The organism is Agromyces sp. G08B096, assembly GCF_040267705.1.
In the GTDB taxonomy this organism is placed as follows: domain Bacteria; phylum Actinomycetota; class Actinomycetes; order Actinomycetales; family Microbacteriaceae; genus Agromyces.
On the sequence record NZ_CP158374.1, the window covers coordinates 797,788 to 806,890 of the forward strand.

The 9,103-nt window shown below is 73.5% G+C and carries 13 protein-coding genes and 1 tRNA gene; 9 read left to right on the forward strand and 5 right to left on the reverse strand.

Annotation, left to right across the window (positions count from 1 at the left end; all coding sequences use genetic code 11):
- The first annotated feature begins 48 nt into the window (after positions 1–48).
- The 4 genes from ABIQ69_RS03925 to ABIQ69_RS03940 all read left to right on the forward strand — a co-directional run bounded on the left by ABIQ69_RS03925 (position 49) and on the right by ABIQ69_RS03940 (position 2,337).
- Positions 49–552 (forward strand): amino-acid N-acetyltransferase, encoded by a 504-nt coding sequence (locus tag ABIQ69_RS03925; protein WP_350349094.1) that lies wholly within the window; start codon positions 49–51, stop codon positions 550–552.
- Between the two features lie 85 nt (positions 553–637).
- Positions 638–1,285 carry a hypothetical protein gene (locus ABIQ69_RS03930; RefSeq protein ID WP_350349095.1) on the forward strand — a complete coding sequence of 216 codons (648 nt, stop codon included), beginning with the start codon at positions 638–640 and terminating at the stop codon, positions 1,283–1,285.
- 66 nt (positions 1,286–1,351) lie between these two features.
- Positions 1,352–1,840 carry a DUF4383 domain-containing protein gene (locus ABIQ69_RS03935; protein WP_350349096.1) on the forward strand — a complete coding sequence of 163 codons (489 nt, stop codon included), beginning with the start codon at positions 1,352–1,354 and terminating at the stop codon, positions 1,838–1,840.
- 89 nt (positions 1,841–1,929) lie between these two features.
- Complete coding sequence (locus ABIQ69_RS03940) at positions 1,930–2,337, forward strand: dehydrogenase (RefSeq protein ID WP_350349097.1); 408 nt, start codon at positions 1,930–1,932, stop codon at positions 2,335–2,337.
- A gap of 13 nt (positions 2,338–2,350) precedes the next feature.
- On the opposite strand, the gene radA is transcribed toward ABIQ69_RS03940, so the two are convergent.
- Positions 2,351–3,715 (reverse strand): DNA repair protein RadA, encoded by a 1,365-nt coding sequence (gene radA / locus ABIQ69_RS03945; RefSeq protein ID WP_350349098.1) that lies wholly within the window; start codon positions 3,713–3,715, stop codon positions 2,351–2,353.
- A 53-nt stretch (positions 3,716–3,768) separates the two neighbouring features.
- The gene (locus ABIQ69_RS03950; protein WP_350349099.1) at positions 3,769–4,575 is read right to left on the reverse strand and encodes an SGNH/GDSL hydrolase family protein; all 807 of its coding nucleotides are present in this window, start codon (positions 4,573–4,575) and stop codon (positions 3,769–3,771) included.
- A gap of 122 nt (positions 4,576–4,697) precedes the next feature.
- Here ABIQ69_RS03950 and ABIQ69_RS03955 point away from each other — a divergent pair.
- The 4 genes from ABIQ69_RS03955 to ABIQ69_RS03970 all read left to right on the forward strand — a co-directional run bounded on the left by ABIQ69_RS03955 (position 4,698) and on the right by ABIQ69_RS03970 (position 6,483).
- Positions 4,698–4,787 (forward strand) — tRNA-Ser (locus ABIQ69_RS03955).
- A 72-nt stretch (positions 4,788–4,859) separates the two neighbouring features.
- Positions 4,860–5,144, forward strand: coding sequence for a DUF6412 domain-containing protein (locus tag ABIQ69_RS03960; RefSeq protein ID WP_350349100.1), 285 nt, complete (start codon positions 4,860–4,862; stop codon positions 5,142–5,144).
- Between the two features lie 137 nt (positions 5,145–5,281).
- Positions 5,282–6,127, forward strand: a complete 846-nt coding sequence (gene yidC, locus ABIQ69_RS03965) for a membrane protein insertase YidC (protein ID WP_350349101.1) — start codon at positions 5,282–5,284, stop codon at positions 6,125–6,127.
- A gap of 83 nt (positions 6,128–6,210) precedes the next feature.
- Positions 6,211–6,483 carry a GlsB/YeaQ/YmgE family stress response membrane protein gene (locus tag ABIQ69_RS03970; RefSeq protein ID WP_350349102.1) on the forward strand — a complete coding sequence of 91 codons (273 nt, stop codon included), beginning with the start codon at positions 6,211–6,213 and terminating at the stop codon, positions 6,481–6,483.
- A gap of 100 nt (positions 6,484–6,583) precedes the next feature.
- Here ABIQ69_RS03970 and ABIQ69_RS03975 read toward each other — a convergent pair whose 3' ends face one another.
- Positions 6,584–7,315, reverse strand: coding sequence for a glutamine amidotransferase (locus ABIQ69_RS03975; RefSeq protein WP_350349103.1), 732 nt, complete (start codon positions 7,313–7,315; stop codon positions 6,584–6,586).
- Positions 7,312–8,031, reverse strand: a complete 720-nt coding sequence (locus ABIQ69_RS03980; RefSeq protein ID WP_350349104.1) for a LysR family substrate-binding domain-containing protein — start codon at positions 8,029–8,031, stop codon at positions 7,312–7,314. The genes ABIQ69_RS03975 and ABIQ69_RS03980 overlap by 4 nt, the downstream gene beginning before the upstream one ends.
- A 23-nt stretch (positions 8,032–8,054) precedes the next feature.
- On the opposite strand from ABIQ69_RS03980, the gene ABIQ69_RS03985 reads away from it, so the two are divergent.
- On the forward strand, positions 8,055–8,447 hold the full coding sequence (locus ABIQ69_RS03985) for a DUF5997 family protein (RefSeq protein ID WP_350349105.1): 393 nt from the start codon (positions 8,055–8,057) through the stop codon (positions 8,445–8,447).
- Here the strand turns inward: ABIQ69_RS03985 and ABIQ69_RS03990 are convergent.
- Complete coding sequence (locus tag ABIQ69_RS03990) at positions 8,438–9,067, reverse strand: dienelactone hydrolase family protein (protein ID WP_350349106.1); 630 nt, start codon at positions 9,065–9,067, stop codon at positions 8,438–8,440. The two genes, ABIQ69_RS03985 and ABIQ69_RS03990, sit on opposite strands and share 10 nt — an antisense overlap.
- Between the last annotated feature and the right edge of the window lie 36 nt (positions 9,068–9,103).

The following is a 9,103-nucleotide window of genomic DNA, read 5'->3' on the forward strand; positions in this document are numbered from 1 at the left end:
CCGGCCGGCGAGCCGCGCCGGAGCCCGGCCCGCGCATACGATGGTCGGATGACCGGATTCCAGGTGCGCCGGGCGCGCACGAGCGACGTGGTGAAGATCGTCGACCTCGTGGAGCCGCTGGTGCAGCGACGAATCCTGCTCGGCAAGGAGCGCGTCGACCTCTACGGGTCGCTGCAGGAGTTCGTCGTCGCGGAGAGCGACGAGGGCGAGCTCATCGGCTGCGGCGCCCTGCACGTCATGTGGGAGGACCTCGGCGAGGTTCGCACCCTCGCCGTCGCCGACGGCTGGCTCGGGCGGGGCGTCGGGCATGCGCTGCTCGACGCGCTCGAACGCGACGCGCGGGAGCTCGGCCTCAGCCGGCTGTTCTGCCTGACGTTCGAGGTCGGCTTCTTCAGTCGGCACGGCTTCGAGGACATGGGTGCCGAGACCGTCGATCCCGAGGTGTACGCCGAGCTCGTCCGCTCGCACGACGAAGGCGTTGCCGAGTTCCTCGACCTCGCACGCGTGAAGCAGAACACCCTCGGCAACACCCGGATGCTGAAGCTGCTCTAGCGCGAATCCGAGCGCGAGCTGAGCGTTGCTCGGCACGCCGTCGCGATGCCACGGCCCGCGCCGACGGTGGACGTACCCTGTGCACATGTCGACGAACCGCACGCCACCCGGGCGGCTCTCGCCCGCGGTCTACCGCCGCAGACGGCTCGTCGTGCTGCTCGGCGTCGTGGCCGTCATCGTGGCGGTCGTGCTGATCATCGTGCGCCCGGGCGCGAGCCAGGGCGATGAGAAGGATGCCTCGCCGACGACGGCGCCGGAGACGACCGGACCGGCCTCGACAGGAGCGGCGACCACCGCCATCCCCACGGAGCCCGCGGCGGCCGACGGCGACGCCTGCACGGATGCCCAGGTGCTCGTGGAGGCCGTGACCGACAAGACCGAGTACGGCGCCGGCGAGCAGCCGCAGCTGTCGGTGACGATCACCAACACCGGGAAGAACGCCTGCGTGCTGAACGCCGGCACGAACGCCCAGGTCTTCACGATCACGAGCGGCGAGGAGGTCTACTGGACCTCCACCGACTGCCAGGTCGACGCGATCGATGCGGAGGTCCTCCTCACTCCCGGCACTCCGGTGTCCTCCAGCGTGCCGCTCATCTGGGACCGCACGCGCTCGAGCACCGAGACCTGCGACGGCGCGCGCGAGGCCGTCCCGGCCGGCGGGGCGTCGTACCACCTCGCGGTGACGGTCGACGGCTTCGAGTCCGCCGAGCGGAAGCAGTTCCTGCTGTACTAGCGAGGTCAAGCCCCTTGCCGCTTCCTGATCCGCCGAGGATGCTCCGGCGAAAGGGAGGTGGTTCCGATGACCACGAACGAATCGTCGATGCGAGACGCGTCGCGCCGGAACTCCTACGCGGAGAGCGCCGTTCAGAAAGCGGCGCTGATCGTGGGGATCGTGTTCCTCGTGGTGGGCATCGCGGGGTTCATTCCCGGGCTCACGACGAACATCGAGGAGCTCCAGTTCGCCGGGCATGCGTCGGGAGCGCTGCTGCTCGGCCTCTTCCAGGTGTCCGTGCTGCACAATCTCGTGCACCTGCTCTTCGGCATCGCCGGCGTCGCGTTCGCAGCGTCCTTCTCGGGCTCGCGGAACTACCTCATCTGGGGCGGTGTGATCTACGCCGTGCTGTGGGTGTACGGGCTGTTCCTCTCCGGCGACCACCCGGCGAACTTCGTGCCGTTGAACGCCGCGGACAACTGGCTGCACTTGGTGCTCGCGGTCGGCATGGTGCTGCTGGGCCTGCTCCTCGGACGCCGCACGACCGGCGCGGACGCCAGGGCCGCGGCCCGGTAGGCATCGGTCCGCGGACATCGCCCGTCGCCATCGCCCGTCGACACCGCCCGTCGCCGCCGCCCGGACGCGGCGGCGATAGGCTGGAGCCCATGGCAGGCAAGGCGCGAAAGAAGCCCTCGGAGCCCGTGGAGTTCCGTTCGCAGGCGCTGGCCGAGGCGCTGGAGCGCCAGGACATGGCCGCCGTCGCTCTGGCGCTGCGGCACGGGAACACCGTCGTGCCGCTGATCAAGCCCGGCCCCCGCGACCGGCCCCTCGACGGCGGCGAGGTGTGGACGTACCGCGACCCGAACACGGGCGAAGTGGCGCTGCTGCTCTTCAGCGACGCGGCCCACAAACCGGCGAACCTGCCGCCCGCGGTGGGCTTGCAGAGCCCCGCGTGGCTGAAGTCGTTCCTCAGGCGCTACGAGTCGACCATCACGACGGTGTTCCTCGACATCGCCGGGCCGCATCCGATGCAGGCGCCGCCGGCAGAGCTGCTGAAGGCGCTCGAGGCCTAGCCGCAGCCGCGCCTCAGAACGCGGCGTCGAGCTCGCGTTCGCGCGGGCTCGAGGCGGCGATCATGGCGTGGTCGACGGCAGCGCGCACGCTGCCCGCCTCGACATCGAGGATGGTCGAGTAGCCCAGTCGGGATGCCTCGGCCGTGCGCTGCTTGGCCGCGGCCACGGGCCGCACCTCGCCGGCGAGGCTGATCTCGCCGAAGGCGGCCAGTTCGTGCGGCACCGCGCGATCGCGGACCGCCGAGGCGATGGCCACGGCGATCGCGAGGTCGGCCGCGGGTTCGACGAGCCGCACGCCGCCGACCGTCGAGACGTACACGTCGTGCTCGGCGAGCTTGCGCAGCCCGGCGCGGCGCTCGAGGACGGCGAGGATCATCGCCACGCGCGAAGGGTCGACGCCGTTCACGACCCGGCGCGGCTGCGGCGCCTTGGACTCGACGACGAGCGCCTGGACCTCGACGGGCAGCGCCCGCCGGCCCTCGAGGGCGACCGTGACGCAAGTGCCGCTCACGGCCGCACGGGAGCGGCTGAGGAAGAGCCCGGAGGGGTCGGGGACCTCGGCGATGCCGTCACCGGTCATCTCGAAGCAGCCGACCTCGTCGGTCGGGCCGAACCGGTTCTTCAGCGCGCGGACGAATCGGAGGGCCGTCTGCCGATCGCCCTCGAACTGGCACACGACGTCGACGAGGTGCTCGAGCAGGCGCGGCCCGGCGATCGTGCCGTCTTTGGTGACGTGGCCGACGATGAGGACGGGGAGCTGGCGCTCCTTCGCGACGCGGATGAGGGTGGACGCCACCTCGCGCACCTGACTGGGCTGGCCCGGCAGACCGTCGGACAGGGAGCTCGAGACGGTCTGCACCGAGTCGACCACGAGCAGGTCGGGCGCGACCTCGTCGACCTGGCCGAGGATGGTCGCGAGATCGGTCTCCGCGGCGAGGTAGAGCTCGGGGGAGAGGGCGCCCGTGCGCCCGGCGCGGAGGCGCACCTGCGCGGCGGACTCCTCGGCGCTGACGTAGAGCACACGCCGTCCGCCCGCGGCCGCGCGGGCGGCGACCTCGAGGAGGAGCGTGGACTTGCCCACGCCCGGCTCGCCGGAGAGCAGGATCGCGGCGCCCGCGACGATGCCGCCGCCCAGCACCCGGTCGAACTCGCCGATGCCGCTCGGCCGATGGGCGGCGTCTTCGATCTCGACCTCGGCGATGGGCCTCGCCCGGCGCGCGCCCGTGGGGGCGACGGGCTTCAGCGCCCTGGTGAGCCCGGTGGGCTCGGCGACGTCGATGACGGTGCCCCACTGCTGGCACTCGCCGCACCGGCCGACCCACTTCACGGTGCTCCACCCGCATTCGCTGCAACGGAAGGAGGATGCGGGTTTGGCCATGCGCCGAGGCTACCGGGCGCCGCCGACACCCGAGGCCGGGTGTCCTGGCGTGGTCAGGCGGCGGCCGCCAGCGACGCCCGGAGAGCGACCTCATCCGCGCCGCGTTCCAGGAGCACGCGCTCCACCGCGGGACGGAACGCCTCCGCCCACACGCGGTAGCCGTCGTCGTTCGGGTGGAACATGTCGCGGGCGAACTGCGTGAGGATGCCGCGCAGGCCCTGCCGCCTCGTCAGCGCGTGCAAGGGTACGACCGTGAGGCCCCGTTCGCGCGCGGCGGCGCGGAGCATCCGGTTCGCGTGGGCCACCTTGCGCTCGTTGTGCGGCAGGTGGAAGCACGGCAGGTCGGCGACGATCGCGTGCGCGGGCACGGCGTCGAGGATGTCGCGGATGTTGCGCTCGAAGGCCGCCGGATTCCAGTCGGCGATGTCGTTCGCGCCGATCGAGACCGTGACGAGGTCGGGTTCGCGGCCGCCGAGGTCGAGCGCGGCGAGCCGCGGCAGCTGGTCGCGGACGGCGAGGGCCGTCGTGGCTCCGGAGACGCTCAGGTTCACCGCATGCACCTCGCGGCCCGTGAGCGCTGCGGCGTGCTCGGCGAGGAGGCCGACGTAGCTGCGGTCGGGCCGGCTCGCGCCGATGCCCTGGGCTGCGCTGTCGCCGATGGCGACGTAGACGAGGTCGCCGCCCGCGGCGGCGCGGCGGCGCCACCACTTCGAATGCACGGGCAGCGTGTCGTTCAGCGTCGACCGGTGCTCCGCCACGAGCGACCGGTACCGCGGCACGCCGACGGTGCCGAGGAGGGTGGCCGACGCGAGGCGCAGGCCCTCGCCGAGCCGACCGGATGACGCAGGACGCAGGAACACGGCTCGAAGGTAGGCCCGTGGGCTGCACGGCCGCTGCGGAGCTGCTGCACGTCGCCTGAGAGCCCGGGGCGGGGCATCCGTTCGTTTTGCCTGATACGAGCGCTTCGCCTAAGATCGTTCCCGGTACCGTGTCCGAGCGGCCGAAGGTGCAACTCTCGAAAAGTTGTGTGCGTGAAAGCGCACCGTGGGTTCAAATCCCACCGGTACCGCCACCGAAACCCCCTCGCACCGAGGGGGTTTCGTCGTCAGAGGCGCTCCGCGCCCGGATCGGCAGGGGAGGCGCGATGCTCACGCTCATCGGCGAACTCCTGCGGCTGCTCCAGGTCACGACGGGGCTGCAGCTCGGGCTCGACGCGGGCCTGGGGCTCGCGCTGCTCGGCGCCGCCGCGGTCGCCGTGCTGGTCGTCGCAGCCCGGTCGGTGCCGGGCCTGGTCGCCGCCGATCCCACCCGAGCCGCGCTCCGGCTGCGGCAGACCGCCGACCCGTGGCGGCTGCTCGCCCAGAGCGATCCCGACGCGCCCGGTCGGCCGCGTCCCAGGGCGCCGGGCCGGGGCATCCCGGCCGCATAGTCGCCGCGCGCTGCGCCGCACCCGACCGGGGTGCCGCGCGTCGGGCGACCCCACGGCCAGACGGATGACCCGGCCCCGCCGTGCCGCGCGCTCGCGCGCCCGGCGGAGGTCCCGCCCGACCGCAAGGAGCCTCGCTCATGGACCTCTACTCGTTCCCGCCCATCGCCGCCGTCCTCGACGGCGCCTACACCCTGCTCATGGCCCTCGCCGGCCTTCTCGATCCGCTCATCGGCGTCACCAGCGCCGCGGCGGCCATCGTGCTCGTGACGGTGATCGTCCGCGCGGTGCTCATCCCCACCGCCGTCTCGATGGCGAAGGGCGAGCAGGTGCGCGCCCGCCTGGCGCCCAAGCTGCAGGCGCTGCGGCAGCGCCACCGCGACAACCCCGAACGCCTGCAGCGCGAGCTCGCGAAGCTCTACGCCGACGAAGGCACCTCGCCGCTCGCCGGCTGCCTGCCGATGCTGGTGCAGGCCCCGGTCGTCGGGGTCATCTACGCCCTGTTCATCCTGCCGAGTGTGAACGGCCACGCGAACGCGCTGCTCACGGAGACGCTGGGCGGCGTTCCGCTCGGCTCGAGCCTCGCCGGCGAGGCGGTCCACGGCACCCTCGGCTGGCCGGACGCGCTGGTCTTCGGCGGGGTCATCCTCCTCATCGCGCTGATCGCCGAGGTGACGAGGCGCGTGCTGCGCCCGCCCGTGCCGCCGGCGGCAACCGCCGCGGCTGCCGCCGGCCAGGCGGGGAAGCCCGGCACCCCCGCCACGTCGGGGCCTGCGGGAGCGCTCGCCGCGCCGGGCGTCGCGCGCGCCCTCGGGTTCCTCCCGTACGCGACCGCGGTCGTCGCCGTCTTCGTTCCCCTCGCTGCAGGCCTCTACCTCGTCGTCACGGTCGCGTGGACGCTGGTGCAGCGGATGGTCCTCCGCCGCCGGTTCCCGCTCCCCGAGCCCCCCGCGGCGCCGCAGCCGGCCGCCGGAGCCGCGCCATAGCGGGCGGGACGTTCGGCGCGCAAGGGGTTGTCGCCTTGTCCGCGGGAGTGGTTGGTTAGGGACATCCGATCGAAGGAGTTCACATGAGTTTCCTCGGCTTCCTGCTCCTCGGCCTCATCGCCGGGGCCATCGCCAAGCTGATCCTGCCCGGCAAGCAGGGCGGCGGGTGGTTCATCACGCTGCTGCTCGGCGTCGTCGGCGCTCTGCTCGGCGGATGGCTCGGCAGCCTCATCCTGAACCGTCCGCTCACGGAGTTCTGGGATCTCGGAACCTGGCTGCTCGCGATCGCGGGGTCGATCATCGTCCTGCTGATCTACGGCCTGATCGTCGGTCGTCGCAGCCGCTCCGCGACCTGATCCACGTGCACTGCGAACGGCCCCGGCCCACCGGCCGGGGCCGTTCGTCGTGTCGGCGGTGCCTCGCCGGCGTCCGCGGGATGCGGCGCCGACGAGCCCGTCAGGCGCCGGCCAGCTCGACGAATCGCCGCAGGATCTGCTGCGGCACCGTGACGGATGCCTCCGCCAGGCGCCGCTGCACGGCGACGAGCTCGCTCGCGGGGAAGTAGCCGTGGTGCCGGTAGACGAGGGCCCGTGCGGCGAAATCCGCGGGAGTGACCTCGGGATGGAACTGCGTGGCGTACACCGCGGCGCCCACCCGGTACAGCTGCACCGGGCACGTGGCCGATGAGGCGAGCAGCGACGCCCCCTCTGGCAGCCGGCTCGTGGACTCCTTGTGCGCGACGAGCGCGTCGAACCGGTCGGGCAGGCCCCGCGTGAGCGGGTCGAGCCGCCCGGCGGCCGTGAGCGCGATCTCGACGGGCGCGGCCGGCTCGGGATGCTCCGTTCCGGTCGCGCCGCCCAGCACGCGGGTGAGCACGCCGATGCCGTAGCAGGTCAGCATCACCGGCAGGTCGTGCGCGATGCCGTGCCGGGCGAGTCGTTCGAGGTCGCCCTCGACCCGCCGCTGCACCGGGTGCTTCCCGGTCTCGGGGGTGGTGACGTTGTACGGGCTGCCCCCGACCATGACCCCCGCGTAGTCGCCGAGGTCGACGGCGCTCAGCGGGTCGACGTCGAGGCGGAGGTGGTCGAGCCGGTCGGCGGGAAGGCCCGTCGCGCGGCGGAACGACTCGTATTCGGGTCCGACGGCCTCGACCTCGGGCCGTGCGGAGAGGAGCAGGAACCGGCTCACCGGCGCCGGCCCTTGCCGCGCCGACCGGAGCCGGACCCCGACGAACGACCACGCCGGTCGCCGCGTCCGGCGCTCCGCCCGCCGCCGCGGGATCCGGATGCCCCGCCGGAGGCTCCGCCCGACGTCCGTCCGGTGTCGCGCCCGGCGCCGCCCCGCGGCGCTTCGGCCGCCCCGCCGGCGTCCGCGCCGCGCGAGCTGCGTGCCGACCGGCCGCGCACGACGCCGACGAACTCCTGGATGTCGTCGTCGTCGCGCTCGACCGGCCACACCAGGGCGATGCGCGTCGGTTCGGCATCCGTCACGGGCACGGCGACGACGTCGCGCCGGTGGTGCAGGCGGGCGACGCCATGCGGCAGGACCGCATAGCCGGTGCCGGCCGCGACGAGTTCGACGGTCATCGCGGCATCGGGCTGCACGGGCGCCGCGGACTCGTCGGCGAGGTCGGCGCGCGTCACGCCGTCGGCCTCCGCGAGGGCGTGCTCCTTCGGGAGCACCGCGACCGGGACCTCCTCCCACAGCGGGATGACGTGCAGGCCCTCGGTCGCGACCGGCAGCCGCACGAAGGCGAGGTCGTGCTCGCCGGCGAGGAGCGCGTCGAGCTGCACCGCCTCGTCGACCCGCGTCGCCTCCAGCGGGAGGTCGGGCCGGCGCTCCGCCCAGGTGCGCAGCCAGCGGCCGGGGCTCACGCCCGCGACGTAGCCGAGCCTCAGGGTCATCCGTTCAGGCTATCGGCTACCGTATGAGGGTGAGTCAGTCCATGAAGCCCGAGACCGCGGCGAAGAAGCTCGGCATCCTCCTCGAGGCCGCGCCCGAGTCGTTCCGCGAGGGCCCGGTCACGCGCGACGAGCTCGCCGCGCTGCAGGCCGACCCGCCCGAGTGGCTGGCCACGCTCCGGCGCGAGGGCCCACACCCCAAGCGCGTGGTGGCCGAGAAGCTCGGCATCTCCAACTCCGGGCTCGCCCGCTCCGGCATCACCGAGCCGCTCACCACGGCCGAGATCAAGGCGCTGCTCGCGGCTCCGCCGGAGTGGCTCGTCGCCGAACGCGCGACGCAGGCGCAGGTGCGCGCCGAGAAGATCCGCGTCGCCGAGCGCGACGCCGAACGCGCCCGCCGCGCCGCCGATCAGGAGTAGCGGGCCCGCAACCACGCGACCAGGTCGCCCAGCTCCCGCTCGGACACCGAGTGGCCGAGCCCCTCGTAGATGCGGGCGTCGACGTCGGCGTGCGCCGGCAGCCACGCCTGCGTGAGCGCGACCTCCTCCGCGGGGATCACCTCGTCGGCCGTGCCTCTGCCCCAGAACACCGGCGGACGCACCTCCGCGAGACGGGCGTCCCCGGCTCGATCACCGGGGAGTGCGAAGCCCGCCAGCGTCGCCGCGAAGCCGAACCGCTGCGGATCGCGTCGGAGCAGCTCGAGCGCCATCGCCCCGCCCTGGGAGAAGCCCACGAGACCGACGGATGCCACGTCGGGAGCGACACGGTCGAGCCAGTCGACGATCGCGGTCGTCGCGGCATCCGCCTGCCCCAGCGCACGCCGCGCATCGGTGCCGGCCAGATCGAACCAGGCGTGCCCGTAGTCGGCGGCGATGGGGGCCCGCAGCGATGCGATCACCGGCTCCAGCGGCAGGTACGGCGCGAGCCCGAACAGGTCGCCCTCGTGCGAGTTGTAGCCGTGCAGGAGGACGAGGAGGGGCCGGCCGACCCGGTCGGCCGGACCGGCCGACCACAGGACGGCGTCGTCGTCGATGCGCATCCGGGCATCGTACGCCACGGCGCCGGCGCACGGGTG